The organism is Acinetobacter sp. NIPH1876, assembly GCF_022808535.1.
Classification (GTDB): Bacteria; Pseudomonadota; Gammaproteobacteria; order Pseudomonadales; family Moraxellaceae; genus Acinetobacter; species Acinetobacter higginsii.
Genome location: NZ_JALGBR010000011.1, coordinates 161,011 through 177,377, shown reverse-complemented (window position 1 = coordinate 177,377; position 16,367 = coordinate 161,011). Strand labels below are relative to the sequence as shown.

Below are 16,367 nucleotides of genomic sequence, written 5' to 3'. Positions count from 1 at the left end.
TTATTTGTCCCATTTAGGTGCAAATGGTTCAGGACTCACTTCTCGACCATTACGTTCAAGTTGAGCGATCAGCTGCATTTCTTCTGCACTTAAAGTTAAGTCTTGCGCTTTTAAGTTGCTGATCAGGTTTTCACGTTTGGTTGATGATGGAATCACAGCAAAATCATTTTGTAAGGCCCAAGCCAAAGCGATTTGTGCAGTCGTTGCCTGATGCTGTGCAGCGATCTCAACTAAGGTAGGATCCTGCAGTACTTTGCCATAAGCCAAAGTCATGTATGAAGTCACATCAATATTTTGTTCACCTAAAAAATTGACCAAGGTGCGGTTTTGCAAATAAGGACTGAGTTCAATCTGGTTGGTGGCAATGTGTTCTACACCAATGCTATCAATCGCTTGTTGGGTCAAGGCGATATTAAAGTTTGAAATCCCGATTTGTTTAGTCAAACCCTGTTGCTTTGCCTCTAATAACAATTGCATCACGCTTGGGATGGAGACACCCAGTGCTGGAGCTGGCCAGTGGATCAAGGTGAGATCAACTGCATCGGTACCTAGTTTTTGCAGACTGTCTTTTAAGCTTGGAATGAACTTATCTTCAGCAAAATTGTCGACCCAGATTTTTGTGGTGAGGAACAGATCTTGGCGTGCTACACCACTTTCAGCAATGGCTTGACCTACTGCTGCTTCGTTTTCATAGACCTGTGCGGTATCAATGGCACGATAACCCACTTCCAGAGCGGTTTTAACTGAGTCAATCACTGCTTGATCTTTAAGACGGAAAGTACCTAAACCAAATTGAGGGATACGCATATTTTTCACCTAATCTTTTTTCATGCTCTAAAGAGCTGTTTTGTGGATGGCTGTTATTTTGCGATGATTATTGTTGCTAAAAAATAGAGGAATTTGCAAAATACAGTTGACTAAATATCAATAATTGAGAGGGTGGCAATGAAGTCTACGGTAGAAGAACTGCTTGCTTTTATGACCATCGTCGATACAGGTTCATTTATTGCCGCTGCTGAACGATTGGGGCAGACTGCATCTGGGCTCAGTCGTTCACTCAGCCGCTTAGAATCCAAGCTCGAAGTCACTTTGTTGGAACGGACCACGCGAAAATTAAAACTGACACAAGAAGGGCAGCAATTCCTGCAACAGGCCCGTAAAATCCTGAGTGATTTGAATGCGGCCGAAGAAGCATTACAGAAATCAGATCAGGATACGTCGGGGGTGATTCGGATTGACTCCGCGACACCATTTATCTTGCATGTGATCACACCATTGGTACATAAGTTTCGGCAGTGTTATCCCAATATTGAAATCGAATTGAATAGCAATGATTTGGTGATTGATCTACTGGAACATAAAACCGATGTGGCGTTTCGTTTTGGTGAATTACATGATTCCAGCTTACACGCTAAATTGGTGTGTAAAAGTCGTATCTATATTGTTGCCAGTCCTGAATATCTAAAACGCAAGGGCAGGCCTTTACAGCCTCAAGCATTGCCTGAACATGATGTGATTGGTTTTACCCGTCCAACCTATATCAACACTTGGCCGATTAAAATTGAGGGTGAATATTTTCAAGCACAACCTAAAGTGAGAGCATCTAGCGGTGAAACCGTGCGACAACTGTGTTTACGTGGGCAGGGTATTGCTCGGTTATCTGAATTTGAAATCTGGCAGGACATTCGAGAAGGGCGTCTTGAGGCCCTATTTGAAGATCAGATCGAGCACTCTTATCAAAGCATCCATGCTGTTTATTATCAACAAGAGCACTTGCCGAAACGTGTCCGTTTATTTATTGAGTTTTTGACTGAGCAACTAAGTCAGGGCTTCTCGGTTTGCCAATAGCATCATTTTGAAGTTGCACATTTAGCACTGGAATTGATGGTCCAGTTTTTTGTATCACTGAAACAACAATATGTTGCTGTTGTAACTTGCATTCAAGTTCGACCGTTGGCAGAAAGTTGCTTGAGAGTATCAAACCATTTTCATTGGGTTTCTTATAGGTCATTTTGATGATACGAGTCTGCTCTGGTGCCTCACTTTTTTCCATTTTCCATAACTCATAGGTTGGTTGGTTTTGAATTTGCAGGTAGCCCTGAGAAAGCGATTTACACACTTGTTGTTGCTGGTAGGTGGCTTGGTCGGTCAGATTGCAGCCTGTAAATAAAACGGCGCTTAATATAAATAAGATATTATTTTTCATGGTCTTATCCTTTGGCTGTTGATTTTTATAGCTTAACGGTGTTGTATAAACCAATACAGATACAGAAATTTATAAAAAAGCAGTACAGAGATGAGCTTCCAATATCAACGTTTAGCAGAACAGCTGGCGCATAAAATCTACCAGCATGAGTTACAGCCACAACAGAAATTAAGTTCTTTAAGGGAATTTGCACGTCAGCAAAGTATCAGCCTGAGTACAGCGCAACAGTGTTACGAGCTACTGGAAGCCAAAGGGCTGATCTATGTAAAAGCCAAATCGGGCTATTTTGTCAATTCAAGACAATATCAAAGTGCCGTACCTGACAGTCCGAACTTTGAGTCCAAAGCCCGTCAGGTTTCAAATCTAGACCTGCAAAATCAAATTCAAACTGCTTCGATCCAGCATCATTTAACGCCGTTGGGTGCAATCCAATTGTCACCCCATTTGATTCCTGTCGATGGATTGCGTCGTTCTTTACAACGTGCTTTGAAACATTGCCAGCCTGAAGATTTTTTATATTGTAATAAACAGGGACATCAGCAACTTCGTAAAGCCTTATCTGATCATTGGCGTGAAGATGGTATCTATGTTGCGACCGATGATATTTTTATTAGCAATGGCTGTATGCCTGCCTTATCGCTACTGATTCAACAAATCAGCAAAGAGGGCGATAGTATTTTAGTACCGACGCCGACTTTTAATGGTCAGCTGCAAATGTTGGCCAGCCTGAAACGCAAAATTATTGAGATTCCAGCAGATCATCGTGGCATTGATCTAGGGCGCTTAGAATTTTTTATGAAACAGGGTGATGCCAAACTGTGTTTGCTGACCGCCAATTTTCAGAATCCTTTGGGCTATTGTCTCAGCAATGAACAAAAACAGCACATTGCTCAACTGGCACAAAAGTATCAATGTTTTATTTTGGAAGATGATATCTATGGCGAATGTAGCTTTCAAAAGGAACGACCTTTACCCATTCGCTACTGGGATCAGGAAGGCTATGTGATCTGGTGTGGCTCGGTATCCAAGTCATTATCAACCGCCTATCGGGTCGGTTGGTTTTGTTTGGGTCAACAGCTGCAATATTTAAGACCACAATTATTGGCCAACAATGTGGGGGTAAATACGCCGTTACAGTTAGGTTTAGCAGACTTTATTTATAGCCGAGGTTATCGGGAGCATTTAGATCGGCTGAGACCCAAGTTGATGCAGCAAGTGGAGCAGTACCGAGCATATATTTTAGAGCGCTTTCACGGCATTCCGATTGCGCTGAGCCAGTCACAAGGTGGTTATGCCTTATGGCTACAGCTTCCAGACAGTATTACGGGGTTGGAACTCTATTATTTGGCACAAGCACAGGGGATCAACATTGTGCCTGGTGAAGTGTTTGGTGAAGATCGCCGTTATCAGCATTTTATCCGCTTAAATGCCGGCCATGCCTTAACAGCAGAAATCCGTCAAGCCATTCAAAAGTTAGCTGAGTGGACACGGGCGAGTCTGAATTCCTAAGTATATTGATTTCGAATTTACCGCGAGAATTAAAAAAGAGGGATGAGAGAATGGAAGCTACGATTGCTGAAAAAAGAAAAATATTTCGTGATCTGCATCAGGCAGGATGTTTTGTATTGCCCAATCCATGGGATGCAGGTAGTGCAAAAATGTTGCAGCAACTCGGTTATCAGGCTTTAGCAACCACCAGTGCGGGTTATGCATGGTCTTGTGGAAAGACGGATGGACAGTTGTCACGAGCAGAGGTACTCGCTCATCTTGGTTATATGGTTCAATCAACCGATCAACCTGTGAATGCAGATTTTGAAAGTGGTTTTGCAGAAACGATCGAGGGCGTTGTTGAAAGCGTAACGATGGCGATTGCAACAGGGGTTGCAGGTATATCGATTGAGGATTCGGCTGGAAATACGGAAAAGCCATTACGAGAGCTTGAGGAGGCTGTTAATCGGATAGCCGCAGCACGTAAAGCGATTGATGAAAGTGGTGAAGACGTGATGTTGATCGGACGTGCTGAAAATTTTTTTATTGGCGTTCCAGATTTAGACGATACCATTACTCGACTGAAAGCCTATTCTGCTGCGGGTGCTGATTGTCTTTATGCGCCTGGTATAAAAACAGCAGATCAGATTGTTGCGGTGGTTCAAGCTGTAGCACCTAAACCAGTGAATGTTCTGATTGCATGGGACAGTGAACTGAGTGTGCAAGAGCTGGCATTTTTAGGCGTTCGACGAATCAGTGTAGGGAGTGCATTGGCACGGACCACATGGCATGCTTTTATTCAAGCAGCCACTTCGATTGCGGAAACTGGTCATTTCAACTGTTTTTCAGAGAATATCTCTGGGGCTGAGTTGAATAAAAGACTGAGATGAAATCCGCCAAGCGATTCAACAATTGGCGGATTGCGGCAGAGTATGAATTAGTCGAAGTCTGCTTTGAGTACGATGCGATAACGTGCTTGGCCTGAATGCAGTCGTTCAATCGCTTCATTCAGCTGTGACATCGGAAATAGCTCAATCTGTGGTGCGATATTTTTCCGTGCAGCAAATTGTAAAAGTTGGCGCAGCGCTAACGGTGAGCCCGTTGGTGATGAGGTGACAGATTTAGCGCCGCCCATGATTGCACCGACAGAAACAGGGATCGGTTCCAAAGTCACGCCTAGGAAATGTAGGCTGCCTTTCGGTGCCAAAGTGTTTAAGTAGGCTTGCCAATTCAGTGTTACATTGACTGTACTGAGCAATAAATCAAACTTGCCACGTTGTGCTTTAATGGCTTGCGCATCACGGCTATTGACTACGTGGTCAGCGCCCATGGCTTTGAGTTCTTCGGTTTTATCTGGGTTCGAGCTGAAAGCGGTGATTTCACAGCCCCATGCTTTGAGTAATTTAATCGCAATATGACCGAGACCACCGATCCCAATCACACCGACATGATGGGTCGCTTGAATCTTGTGCTTGAGCAAAGGATCAAAGACGGTAATGCCACCACAGAGGAGTGGGCCAGCACTTTCAGGGTCTAAATCATCTGGAAGGGGAATAACCCATTGCCAACCTGCACGAACTTTGTCGGCAAAACCACCTGCATGTCCGATGATGGTGGCGCTTCTTTCGCCTGTACATAACACCTGATTGCCGCCAATACAGGGATCACAGGCTTGGCAGGTTTCCGCAGTCCAGCCAATTCCAACGCGTTGACCGACTTTGAGTCCTTTGGCCTCTGATCCCAGTGCAAGGATGGTACCAATGATCTCATGCCCAGCCACCGCAGGATAAACCGACGATTGCCATTCATTATTGATGACTGAAAGATCGGAGTGGCACAGACCACAATATTCAACCTTGACTTCAACTTGATGGGCTTTTAAGTCTCCCGCATCAAATTGGTAAGGCACCACTTGCTCACCTGCTTGCATTGCAGCATAAGCGCGAATTTGATTATTGCTCATTGGAACTCCCATTCAAGGAAAATCGATGATGATTGGTTATTTAAATTGGCAATCATTTTCATGGTCATTGACCATACCCACCGCCTGCATAAAGGCGTAGCAGGTGGTTGGGCCCACAAATTTAAAGCCACGTTTTTTTAAGGTCTTGGATAGTTTTTGACTCAGCTCAGTTTGCGCAGGTGCTTCACGATAATTCACGACATCATTATTTTCGGTTTGATGGTCAACAAAATTCCATAGCCAAGCGGGCACATCATTGACTTCATCTTTGAGTTTGAGCCAAGCAATGGCATTATCCCGAATGGCCTTAAGTTTACCGATGTGACGGATTAAGCCTGCATCACTGAGTTTGAGTTCGAGTTGATCATCGGTGAGTGCTGCGACGTCTGCGATGGAATGTTGAAAGAAATGTGAGCGATAGTGCTCACGTTTTTTCAGTACCGTAATCCAAGAAAGACCAGCTTGCTGTCCTTCCAGACAGAGCATCTCAAACAAATGGTTTTCATCATGTTGAGGCTTGCCCCATTCCTGATCATGATAGGCAATATAGAGGGGATCATCGGAGCACCAGCCACAGCGTTGAGTTGACATATTTGATGCTCCTTGTTGTTATTTGAACCGTATAATTTAAAGTTGGAATGCCACCCATTCATTTGGGCGAGTATCCCAATAATACAGTTCTGCGCTATTTAAATCAGTAAACTTAAGCCAAAAGTCTTTACCTGATTTATCGGCAAAACCTGTACTAATCAACAAAGCATCTTCGGTAATTTCCATGATCCAACCCTGATAGCTGGTGCCATTCAGGATGATTTTTTGCTGATTTCCAGACTCTGCAAATTCAACCAGACGTTCAATCAATGCTTCTGACATTGTGTGTTCCTAACGTAAATATGGGTATGGGTTGACTGCACCACGCCCTTTGCCATTTAAATAAATGCCGTAGTGTAAATGCGGAGCGGTATAGCGGGCATTACCCGTATTGCCCACATAACCGATCAGATCACCTTTACGGACATAGTCGCCAACATTGAGACCGCGTTTATGTCCATCCAGATGCGCATAATAGTGCCAAGTGCCAGCTGGACCCATGATCCAGACCACCTTGCCACCTAAATTATTATTACGTAAATCAGCAACTAAGCCTTCGGTAGCACTATACACTTTCGTACCACGCTCTGCCATGATATCGATTCCCTCATGGCTACGGCCCTGACTTCGTGCCGCGCCCCAAGTATCCCGTAATTGATTGCGACTCACCCCTTTGACCGGAACAGGAAGGCGGCTGTCTAAACGCATGCTCTTGAGCTTATTCACCTGAGCATTGGGTAAGGGGGTAGGTTTCTTTGGGGTGGTGGCACAGGCTGATAATAAAATCATCAACACACCTAGAACCGTATAGGAAATCGAATGACGCACACAAACTCCTTGCGTTTGATATACAGCGTTTTGGGCGTTAAGCCTTTTGTTTGGCTGTCATCAGTTTTTTCATGGCTGTTGGAATGCCTTTAGCAATCGCATTTTCTGGACTTAGCCATATGCCATTTAATTCGATACTCAACTGTTCTTTTTGATCGTGTTCCACGTGGAACAGTTTTTCATGTAGTAACCAAGTGAAGTGAGTAAAGCTATGGCTAATCTGCAATGATGATACTTGAGCTTGTAGTTTGAAGTGTTGCTCAATCTGTTGTAATTCGGTTGCTTGTTCAATGATTGGAAGACAATATAATCCTCCCCATAGGCCATGTGCTTCACGTTGTTGCCATAGCCATTCATCTCCAGATTGGATCAGTAACACATTGGCTGTTTTGACTGGAACGGGTTTCTTGGCTTTTTTGAAAGGAAGTTCCTGTTCCATGCCTTGTTGATAGGCTTGGCAGTGTTGCTGCATTGGACAGTATAAACATAGCGGCTTTTTCGGGGTACAAACGGTTGCCCCTAAATCCATGATCGCTTGGGTATAATCATGATTGCGCTCTTTTGGGCAGAGATCTTCCGCAATTTGCCAGAGTGCCCGTTCATGTTGGGGCTTGGACAGATCATCCTCGATGGCAAGAAAACGAGCCAATACACGTTTTACGTTGCCATCCATAATCACGCCATACTGACGTAAGCCAAGTGACATGAGCGCACCAGCAGTGGAGCGGCCAATGCCTGGCAGCTCAATCCATTGTTCGAGTGTTTCTGGAAATTTCCCTTGTTGACTGACAATGCCTGCCGCTTTATGTAGATTGCGTGCGCGGGCATAGTAGCCGAGGCCTGCCCAATAAGGTGCGACATCCTCCCAACTGGCTTGACCTAATGTTTCGACCGTTGGAAAACGTTCAATAAAACGATCAAAATATTGCAGTACGGTTTTGACTTGCGTCTGTTGCAGCATGATTTCTGAAACCCAAACTTTGTAGGGATCATCGACCACTTGCCATGGCAGGTCGTGACGACCGTGTTGGTCGAACCATGTAAGTAGTGCATCAGAAAATGAGAAATCAGACATGAATCAGAACAGTAAAAAGCAGAGGCATAGTATAGCGGAAATAGGTTTTTTTAGGCGTTAAAATTCTATTGGAACATCAACGAGATGTAGGTCGTCAAAGACATAGTGTGAAATTCGATGAGAACTTGGCACGACTCCGTTAAGTTTGCACTGCCCAATTGAAAGCAGAGTAAGGCAGCCAAACAGGCGACATTCATGTCGCCTTGCACGAGTAGAAATTTTCTAGGATTTAAACAAACTATATATTCGCTCAATTCCGTGTTGATGGGGGTTTTTTAGAGATCGCTTTTCAAATCACTTTAAATGTTTATCTAACAGCTCATACATCGCTTCAAGACTTTGACGTTCTGCTTCAGCGTTATAGCCTAAGTCAACATTGTTGGCTTTGGCACGTTCATCTGCAAGAGGATTACTAAAACCATGTTTGGCATCTTCAAAAATAATCACCTCATGATCCACGGCAGCATCATGCATTTCTTGACGGAAGCTGGCAACATTGTCCAAGGTCACCATGCTATCCAGTTCACCATGCAGGACTAAAATTTCGGCTTTGACTTTGCCTTTCTCAGCAAGAGCTTTCGGACTTAATATCGCATGGAACGTGGCAACGGCTTTGATATCTGCACCTGAACGCGCCAAATCTAGCACTACTTTACCGCCATAACAGAAACCAACCGCTGCCAATTTGTCGGCATTGACCTCTACTTGCGCCGCTAAAGCATCTAAGCCTGCTTGAGCACGGTCAACAATGGTATCAGCATGTTCAAAAGTTTGGTTCATCCATTCAGAGGCTTGAGGCACACTCGTTGTAACTTTTTTATCGCCATACATATCAATCGCGAGCGCAGCAAAACCATGCGCTGCCAACTCGCGCGCGCGTTGTTCTGTATATTCATTACGGCCCCACCATTCCGGTGCCACAATCACCCCAGCAACGGGCATATCAATTGCAGGTGCAGCGAAATAGCCAATGAGACGTTGACCATCGGGAGCGGTATATTCAATTTCACGGGTGTTAATCGGGAAGCTCATTGTTTAATCCTGATCTATATTTTTAGAATGCATTGATTAAAACATAAAAAGGAAAATGGATGGCATCGTAAAAACAGAATAAATACGCTTGTTTTAGTGATGACCAAAATAAAAAAAGAAGAATACCAAGATTCTTCTTTTTTTATTTTGCGTAGGTCAAAACGACTAGACTTTGCCTCTGGATAAGAAGCCGACGATTGCTAAGATGACGGCAACAACCAATAAGATTACCGCGAAATCTTTGGATAAACCTGCTACGCCACCAAAACCTAATAAACTGGCAATGAGTGCGATGACTGCAAAAATAATGGCCCAACGGAACATGTCGTGTCCTCCTAATTTTTCGTTATGTGTCCACTATAACGTGTGTTTTTTGCACAAAATGTGGTGTTTATGTGGTTTAAATGTTTAATACTTAAAGAAGTGTTAAATCAATTAAAAGAGATTGAAGTCAGCAAAGCAAAGATGAATGCTATAATAGGACGCTCATTTTTTAATATTGAAAGCTCTGTATGTCCGTCGAATTGCGCCCCAACTTTTGGAAACACTATCCGCTTGATCAGCTCAGCAATGCGGAGTGGGAGGCATTGTGTGACGGCTGTGGTTTATGTTGTTTGATCAAGTTGGAAGATGAGGAAACCGCAGAGGTTGCGTATACCAAAGTGGCATGCAAATTACTGGACTGTAAAACCGCGCGTTGTTCAGATTATCCCAACCGTCAGCAGCAAGTGCCTGATTGCATCCAATTAACCCCAGAGCGACTCAGCACCATTTCGTGGTTGCCACCGAGTTGCGCCTACCGTCGTTTGAATGAAGGTAAAAATTTACCCTCATGGCATTACCTGAATACAGGCTCACGTCAAAGTGTGATTAAGGCAAAAAAGTCGGCAGCAGGACGTTGTATCTCTGAAAGCGAGATCGATGAAGAACAGATTGAAGATTATATTGTGCGTTGGATCCGTTGAAATTCCAATAAACAAGGCTTGGTACTTGTTGATCATAAAACTACACTTTTGCAGTATTTTTCTGGACTGAACTCCCTAAGATGAGAATAAGAGAGGGAGAAATACAATGAATAAACGGTTAATGACGCCTGTGTTGTGTAGTAGCTTTTTATTTTTACTGGCTTGCGGTGCCAATAATAGCAATTCTAAAACGCCAGATGGAATGGATACACAGCAAACTTCCATACAGACAGTTGCTCAAAAATATCGGATTGAGACGGTCGCTGAGTTTGATGAGCCTTGGGCGATTGTGAGTTTACCCGATCAACGTTTGCTGATTACGCAACGTAAAGGACAATTAAAATTATTTGATCCTAAAACCAAATCCAGTATCAATGTGAATGGCGTTCCAACCGTCAGTTATGGCGGGCAAGGTGGTTTAGGTGATGTCATTTTGCATCCTGATTTTCAGCAGAATCACCAATTATATTTGAGTTATGCCAGCAAAGGTCTGGGTGGCTATGGTGCGGAGATTGCACATGCAACACTGGATTTATCTGATCCTAAGCAACCCAAGCTCACGGATTTAAAAACCATCTGGCAGCAAGTGCCGAAAGTGTCAGGGCAAGGCCATTACGGTCATCGTATGCAGTTTGGTCCCGATGGCAAACTTTGGGTCAGTTCGGGTGAACGCCAAAAGTTTGATCCTGCCCAAGATTTAAACAGTAATTTAGGTAAAATTTTACGTTTAAATGCAGATGGAACTGCTGCGGAAGACAATCCGTTTTATCAGCAAGGTGGTGTAACGGCAGAGATTTGGTCACTGGGTCATCGTAATCCATTGGGCATGGCTTTCGATCAGCAAGGACAGTTGTGGGTGGTTGAAATGGGCCCTAAAGGTGGTGATGAATTAAACCGTATTGTGAGAGGGGAAAACTATGGCTATCCAACGGTTTCGAATGGCGACCATTATTCAGGTTTACCTATTCCTGATCATGATACCCGTCCAGAGTTTAAAGCCCCTGAAATCGATTGGACCCCTGTGATCTCACCGTCTAGCTTGATCATTTATTCGGGGGCGCAGTTTCCTTTATGGCAACACAAGGCTTTGATTGGTGGTTTATCCTCTAAAGCCATTGTGGTTGTGGATATTCAATCTCGACCTGTGCAAGAAGTTCAACGACTCGAGATGAAACAACGAATTCGTGGGCTACATCAAGCCCAAGATGGTTCAATCTGGGTGATCGAAGATGGATCGAAAGCCAAGCTACTGAAACTTCATGCCAATTAAATTCTAACTCCAAGTGATATACACAATGAATCAGCCGAAAGCCTTTTCTATGACTTTAAAAAAACTATCTTTACTAACAGGATTGTTGTCCTGCAGTTCGGCGCTTTGGGCTGGAAATTTGACCGAGCAACAGGTTAAAACGATTGTTGACCAGCAATTTAAGCCTTTATTGGCGCAATATAAAATTCCGGGTATGGCTGTTGCTGTGACCCTGAATGGTCAACATTATTTCGTGAATTATGGGCTTGCTTCAAAGCAAAATCAGCAAGCGGTCAGCAACAGTACTTTATTTGAACTTGGCTCGGTCAGTAAGACCTTTAATGCGACTTTAGCAGGCTACGCACAGGCACAAGGACAACTGTCTTTGTCGGATCATCCTGCCAAATATTTCCCTGAACTGAAAAATACTGCGGTCAATCGTGCCAAGATATTGAATCTGGGGACCTATAACGCAGGTGGTTTTCCGTTGCAGTTCCCCGATGAAGTGGTTCAGCCGCAGGATATGATCAAGTATTTTCAGACTTGGCAAGCAAAAACCAAAGTCGGTGCTGCGCGGCAATATTCCAACCCAAGCATTGGTTTGATGGGCTATGTCACTGCCTTGGCAATGAAAAAACCGTATAGTGAACTGATTGAAACAACCTTGCTGCCGCAATTGGGAATGACCCAAAGTTTTATTCGAGTGCCTGAGCAGCATATGTCGCAATACGCTTGGGGATATAAAGCAGATCAAGCCCTGCGTGTTTCACCAGGCATGTTTGATGCAGAAGCGTATGGGGTAAAAAGTAGCAGTGCGGATATGTTGAAATTCCTCGATGCACAAATCAATCCTCAGCAGTTCAAACAACCGCTTCGCCAAGCGATTGAAAATACCCATGTGGGTTATTTTAAAGTCGGTGCAATGACCCAAGGTCTGGGTTGGGAGCAGTATGCCTATCCAGTATCACTTGAAACACTTTTACAAGGTAACTCGAGCAAAATGGCTTTAGAGAGTCATGCAATCATACCGATTAAACAGCCGAAGCTTGCCCCGTCTGCGACCTTCTTTAATAAAACTGGAGCGACCAATGGTTTTGGTGCCTATGTGGCCTTTATTCCGCAGCAAAAAATTGGAATTGTGATGTTGGCCAATACCAATTTTCCGAATGAAGAGCGGATCAAAGCCAGCTATCGGGTGATGCAACAGCTGGTTCAAAACAACAGCGCGCAATAGAATGTCGCAGTGATTGCAGATTCAAATTGTAGATTTGAGCCAGACACAATAGACTAGGGTAAAAGATCATAAAGCCAGTGATGATGTCAGATACGCATATTCCTTTACCTGAACGTTTACGTCCTCGTGACTTGTCCGAAATTATCGGACAAGATCATTTGCTGGGTGACAATGCCCCCTTACGTCAGATGATTGATCAGGGACATTTGCCTTCGATCATCTTTTGGGGGCCTCCTGGGGTAGGGAAAACCACGATTGCATTGTTATTGGCGCAGGCCGTGGATCGTCCTTTTATCAGTCTGTCTGCACTCAATACAGGCGTAAAAGAACTGCGTGAGGTAATTGCGGAAAGTGGGGACTTGTTGACCCCTGTGGTATTTATTGACGAGATCCATCGTTTCAATAAATCGCAGCAAGACGCCTTACTCAATGCGGTTGAGAAAGGCAAAATCACCTTGATTGGGGCAACTACAGAGAATCCTTCTTTTGAAGTGAATAGTGCCTTATTGTCGCGTTGTCAGGTGTATACCCTGAATAACCTGAGTGCTGAGGCGATTCAAACCCTATTGAATAAAGCCATTCAAACGGACAAATTTTTAAAAGAACGTTTTATCCAGATTGAAGAATATGATGCGCTGATTCAATTTGCGGCAGGTGATGCACGCAAGGCGCTTAATCTGATTGATCTGATTGCCAGTACCTTTGAGCCTGACATTGAGAATATTGTAACCAATGCCATCGTCGTTAAAGTTGCGCAGCAAAATATTGCACGCTATGACAAATCAGGTGAGCAGCATTATGATCTGGTTTCGGTTTTTATTAAATCGATTCGTGGTAGTGATCCAGATGCGACGCTGTACTGGATGGCACGTATGCTGAAAGGTGGCGAAGACCCAGTCTTTATTGCGCGCCGTATGCTGATTGCCGCATCGGAAGATATTGGCAATTCCAATCCAAATGCCTTGTTGCTGGCGGGAGAGTGTTTCCGTTCAGTCCAAGCAGTGGGGATGCCTGAAGCGCGCATTATTCTAGGACAATGTGCCGTGTATCTGGCCACTAGCCCGAAAAGTAATAGTACCTATCTTGCGATTAACAAAGCCTTAGAGCTGGCAGAAAAAACCGCAAACCTGCCAGTGCCTTTGCACTTACGCAATGCGCCAACCAAATTGATGAAGCAGCAAGGTTATGGCGTGGATTATCTGTATCCGCACAACTATCCTGAACACTTCGTGTTACAGGACTATTTGCCACCAGAATTACGCGGTACCAAACTGTACGAGCGAGCCTTAAATAAGCGTGAAGTTGAAGGCGAACGTTTGCAGCAGCGCCGTTGGCAACAGGAACAACAGCAGCAGTAATCAAAAATTCGGTTGATTCACCGATCATTTTAAAATTGTCCAGAGCAAGATTCCGAATCGCATTGATAGATTTTGCTTTGGCCTCAATATGCTATTTGTATAAAAATGAATGTAAAAAAAGCAACACTGATTGGATTGGTCGCGATCTTGCTCTGGAGTTTGATCGTTGCCTTGATTAAGGATGTCAGTAGTCATTTTGGCGCAGTGGGCGGTGCAGCACTGATTTATACACTGGCCTCAATTTTTCTGTTTTTCTCGGTCGGTTGGACCAGTCTCAAAAGCTTTCCCAAAACCTATTTGATCTGGGGCAGTATTCTATTTGTTGCCTATGAAATTTGTTTATCGCTTTCGATTGGCTATAGCAGTAATAATCGACAGGCGATTGAAGTGGGAATGGTTAATTATTTATGGCCGACCTTTACCATGGTGGCTGCCATTGTTTTTAATCAGCAAAAAGCCAATGTCCTGATTATTCCTGGCTTTATCCTTTCAATATTGGGGATCTGTTGGGTGTTGGGAGGAGAGCAGGGTTTTGATTTGGCCAGTATGCTGCAAAATATTCAGCACAATCCATTCAGTTATGGGCTTGCCTTTATTGGAACATTACTCTGGGCTGCCTATTGCACGCTCACAGCGAGAATTGCGCAGGGAACCAATGGCATCACCCTATTTTTTATTCTGGTCTCGGTGGTGCTTTGGATTAAATATGCATTGATGGGCGGCGGCAGTTTTAATTTTGACTGGTCTTCTTCAATTTCATTATTTTTTGCGGCAGCAGCGATGGGCTTTGGTTATGCCGCTTGGAATGTTGGGATTTTGCATGGCAATGTGACGCTATTGGCCGGTGCATCCTATTTTATTCCAGTTTTATCTGCCTTTTTCTCGGCAATTTTACTCAGTACGCCATTAGGCCTTTCTTTCTGGTATGGCGCATTTATGGTGTGTTTAGGCTCGATTCTATGTTGGCTAGCAACGCAGAAAAAACATTAAAACATTGTCTGGTTTTGTTTGGTCTTGCTGATGCGCTGAACAGTCACTGTATTTTTGTAAGCGACCTCTAGACACTACAGATAAAAGGTCGCATCATCCCGCTTATCAAGGATGATCAAGCTCCACCATGACCACAAACAAAATTAATGCTGCGGAAAGTATCCGAGGCTTGGCATGTCTCGCCGTTGTGTTGTCACATATCTCACTGACCTTTTTTCCGCAATTGCATCATTTTGATGTCAGTGCAGTACCGCAATATGATTTTTTTGCGCAGTTACATCACTCACCGTTTGCCTTCTTTTATTCAGGAACAGGTGCGGTTTTTGTGTTCTTTGTTTTAAGTGGTTTTGTACTGACATTATCCAGTTTTAAAAAGCACAATACTGCAACGCAATTGAAAAATTCCTTGGTTAAACGTTACCCACGCTTGGCAATTCCAGCCTTCATCTCTTGTATTATTGCTTATCTGGTGTGTTTTGTGCCTGTGGATGTCTCGCATGTTTCCGAATGGGGAGCTGCACTCGCCAACCCACATCCGCAACTGGGTACCGCCTTATATGAAGGCAGTATTGGTGCATTTTTGTTTGGCGATTCCAGTTATAACTGGGTGCTGTGGACCATGCAAATTGAGCTGCTTGGGTCACTGGTGATTTATCTGGCCTGTTATTTTTATGGCAAGCTACCGATTCTATGCGGTCTATTTCTCATCATCAGTATTGTGATCGCGTATATGATCTCGCAAACCGTGTTGTTGGGTCTTCTCAGTTTTGTTTTAGGGATGGGGCTGTTTCTCTATGCCGCAGAACTGAGTACAGCAGTTTCGGTACTGCTATTTTTGTTGGGATTGTATTTTTGTGGCGCACATAACAGTAGTTCAAGCTATCAGCTTTTTAGCCAGTTCCTCGGTGAACAAACATATGACTACCTCAACTTTATTGGCGGCTTTTGCATTGTTTATGCAGTACTCAAAGGCAAATGGCTAGCACAGTTTTTTGATCGATCTGTTTTGGTGTTTTTAGGCAAAATCTCATTTTCAATTTATCTGATCCACTTGGCAGTGTTGTACGCTTTGGGCATTCCATTGTTTAATTTTTTACATGTACAAGGCGATTTTTCCTATCTCAATGCGGGATTAGTGGCAAGTTTACTGATCGTGTTGCTGAGCATTATTTTGGCACAACCCTATAGCCGTTATGTCGATGATGCCGCGATTAAAATCTCGAATAAATTGGCAAAAATGTTTTAAACCTCGCACTAAGTCGTGTGCATAGCCTGTGTAGGGCTACTCGGAACTTGACCAAACATTACAAAAATAATCAGTGAATGCTTCCTATTACCAGCGGAATCAGCTTTAATCAAAAAAGACATAATAAAAATATGGATTTTAA

Annotated in this window: 18 protein-coding genes; 9 read left to right on the top strand and 9 right to left on the bottom strand. The window is 43.7% G+C overall.

Going from position 1 to position 16,367, the window contains the following annotated elements:
• Positions 1-807 carry a 2,5-didehydrogluconate reductase DkgB gene (dkgB, locus tag MN869_RS13645; protein ID WP_243308176.1) on the bottom strand — a complete coding sequence of 269 codons (807 nt, stop codon included), beginning with the start codon at positions 805-807 and terminating at the stop codon, positions 1-3.
• A 138-nt stretch (positions 808-945) separates the two neighbouring features.
• Here dkgB and MN869_RS13640 point away from each other — a divergent pair, with 138 nt between their 5' ends.
• Positions 946-1,848: a LysR family transcriptional regulator gene (locus tag MN869_RS13640; protein WP_243308175.1), complete on the top strand. Its 903-nt coding sequence runs from the start codon at positions 946-948 to the stop codon at positions 1,846-1,848.
• Here the strand turns inward: MN869_RS13640 and MN869_RS13635 are convergent.
• A complete protein-coding gene (locus tag MN869_RS13635) occupies positions 1,796-2,206 on the bottom strand; it encodes a hypothetical protein (RefSeq protein WP_243308174.1) in 411 nt (136 codons plus the stop codon). The genes MN869_RS13640 and MN869_RS13635 overlap by 53 nt on opposite strands.
• Positions 2,207-2,296: 90 nt before the next feature.
• Here MN869_RS13635 and MN869_RS13630 point away from each other — a divergent pair, with 90 nt between their 5' ends.
• Together MN869_RS13630 and MN869_RS13625 are read left to right on the top strand one after the other, a co-directional pair.
• Complete coding sequence (locus MN869_RS13630; protein ID WP_243308172.1) at positions 2,297-3,715, top strand: PLP-dependent aminotransferase family protein; 1,419 nt, start codon at positions 2,297-2,299, stop codon at positions 3,713-3,715.
• Between the two features lie 50 nt (positions 3,716-3,765).
• On the top strand, positions 3,766-4,584 hold the full coding sequence (locus tag MN869_RS13625) for an isocitrate lyase/phosphoenolpyruvate mutase family protein (protein WP_243308170.1): 819 nt from the start codon (positions 3,766-3,768) through the stop codon (positions 4,582-4,584).
• Between the two features lie 47 nt (positions 4,585-4,631).
• Here the strand turns inward: MN869_RS13625 and MN869_RS13620 are convergent, their stop codons facing one another.
• From MN869_RS13620 to MN869_RS13590, 7 genes are all read right to left on the bottom strand, one after another.
• Entirely contained in the window at positions 4,632-5,657 is a 1,026-nt protein-coding gene (locus tag MN869_RS13620) for an NAD(P)-dependent alcohol dehydrogenase (RefSeq protein WP_243308168.1), read from the bottom strand.
• A 36-nt stretch (positions 5,658-5,693) separates the two neighbouring features.
• Entirely contained in the window at positions 5,694-6,248 is a 555-nt protein-coding gene (locus MN869_RS13615; RefSeq protein WP_243308166.1) for a DNA-3-methyladenine glycosylase I, read from the bottom strand.
• A 36-nt stretch (positions 6,249-6,284) separates the two neighbouring features.
• Positions 6,285-6,530 (bottom strand): hypothetical protein, encoded by a 246-nt coding sequence (locus MN869_RS13610; protein WP_243308164.1) that lies wholly within the window; start codon positions 6,528-6,530, stop codon positions 6,285-6,287.
• A gap of 9 nt (positions 6,531-6,539) precedes the next feature.
• Complete coding sequence (locus MN869_RS13605) at positions 6,540-7,076, bottom strand: M23 family metallopeptidase (protein WP_016542224.1); 537 nt, start codon at positions 7,074-7,076, stop codon at positions 6,540-6,542.
• A 37-nt stretch (positions 7,077-7,113) separates the two neighbouring features.
• Positions 7,114-8,151 carry an A/G-specific adenine glycosylase gene (gene mutY / locus MN869_RS13600; protein WP_243308162.1) on the bottom strand — a complete coding sequence of 346 codons (1,038 nt, stop codon included), beginning with the start codon at positions 8,149-8,151 and terminating at the stop codon, positions 7,114-7,116.
• Positions 8,152-8,445: 294 nt separating this feature from the next.
• Positions 8,446-9,183 (bottom strand): dienelactone hydrolase family protein, encoded by a 738-nt coding sequence (locus MN869_RS13595; RefSeq protein WP_243308161.1) that lies wholly within the window; start codon positions 9,181-9,183, stop codon positions 8,446-8,448.
• A 165-nt stretch (positions 9,184-9,348) separates the two neighbouring features.
• On the bottom strand, positions 9,349-9,507 hold the full coding sequence (locus tag MN869_RS13590) for a DUF1328 domain-containing protein (RefSeq protein ID WP_004656956.1): 159 nt from the start codon (positions 9,505-9,507) through the stop codon (positions 9,349-9,351).
• 188 nt (positions 9,508-9,695) lie between these two features.
• Here MN869_RS13590 and MN869_RS13585 point away from each other — a divergent pair, with 188 nt between their 5' ends.
• The 6 genes from MN869_RS13585 (at position 9,696) to MN869_RS13560 (ending at position 16,225) form a co-directional block, all read left to right on the top strand.
• Positions 9,696-10,148 (top strand): YcgN family cysteine cluster protein, encoded by a 453-nt coding sequence (locus tag MN869_RS13585; protein ID WP_243308160.1) that lies wholly within the window; start codon positions 9,696-9,698, stop codon positions 10,146-10,148.
• Positions 10,149-10,254: 106 nt separating this feature from the next.
• The gene (locus MN869_RS13580) at positions 10,255-11,418 is read left to right on the top strand and encodes a PQQ-dependent sugar dehydrogenase (protein WP_243308159.1); all 1,164 of its coding nucleotides are present in this window, start codon (positions 10,255-10,257) and stop codon (positions 11,416-11,418) included.
• 25 nt (positions 11,419-11,443) lie between these two features.
• Positions 11,444-12,631: a class C beta-lactamase gene (gene ampC / locus MN869_RS13575; RefSeq protein ID WP_243308158.1), complete on the top strand. Its 1,188-nt coding sequence runs from the start codon at positions 11,444-11,446 to the stop codon at positions 12,629-12,631.
• Positions 12,632-12,714: 83 nt separating this feature from the next.
• The gene (locus tag MN869_RS13570) at positions 12,715-13,989 is read left to right on the top strand and encodes a replication-associated recombination protein A (protein ID WP_243308220.1); all 1,275 of its coding nucleotides are present in this window, start codon (positions 12,715-12,717) and stop codon (positions 13,987-13,989) included.
• 105 nt (positions 13,990-14,094) lie between these two features.
• Entirely contained in the window at positions 14,095-14,979 is an 885-nt protein-coding gene (yddG, locus tag MN869_RS13565; protein WP_243308157.1) for an aromatic amino acid DMT transporter YddG, read from the top strand.
• A gap of 127 nt (positions 14,980-15,106) precedes the next feature.
• Positions 15,107-16,225 carry an acyltransferase gene (locus MN869_RS13560; protein WP_243308150.1) on the top strand — a complete coding sequence of 373 codons (1,119 nt, stop codon included), beginning with the start codon at positions 15,107-15,109 and terminating at the stop codon, positions 16,223-16,225.
• Positions 16,226-16,367 lie beyond the last annotated feature (142 nt).